We start from the raw sequence: 463 nt of genomic DNA on the forward strand, positions 1-463 counted from the left end.
TGGAAGCCCATGCATGCCCCACAAGCACAACGCCGCGCGCCGGCATGACATCCCGAAGATGGCCCATCGGGTGACGAACTGGCCCGAGTATGAAGCGGGGCTGCGCAGCCGGGGGAGCCTGACGCTGACGTTGCCCGCGAATTTCGTATCCGCTAACCGAGCACTTATTATGCGGCTTCCTTTCGCTGTGCGGCGTGCCAGCTTTGTTCAAATTGCATCGGACTGACGTAATTCAAGGTTGAATGCAGGCGCGAATGATTGTAGAAGCTCAGCCAACTAATTACCTCGTCCATCGCTTCGCGGTAAGCACCCGGCGAAGACACCCCCAGGTCCAAAGGTTGTGTCGCGATAACGGAGCCATGACGAGCAAGCGGCGATTCGCTTAGGAGTCCTTAGATAAGCAGCGAATAGAACTGCGCGGCGACCGTTCGAGTGGCGTGGTCACCCTTCATTTGGCCTTTGC

Annotated in this window: 2 pseudogenes; one reads left to right on the forward strand and one right to left on the reverse strand. The window is 57.9% G+C overall.

Going from position 1 to position 463, the window contains the following annotated elements:
* Window positions 1-13 precede the first annotated feature (13 nt).
* Window positions 14-133: pseudogene (locus GWC77_RS28355) on the forward strand (IS5/IS1182 family transposase); the annotation flags it as partial.
* A gap of 34 nt (window positions 134-167) precedes the next feature.
* Here GWC77_RS28355 and GWC77_RS28360 read toward each other — a convergent pair.
* A pseudogene (locus tag GWC77_RS28360) lies at window positions 168-302 on the reverse strand (IS3 family transposase); the annotation flags it as partial.
* Window positions 303-463 lie beyond the last annotated feature (161 nt).

It is taken from the genome of Paraburkholderia sp. NMBU_R16 (assembly GCF_013282575.1).
Lineage (GTDB): Bacteria > Pseudomonadota > Gammaproteobacteria > Burkholderiales > Burkholderiaceae > Trinickia.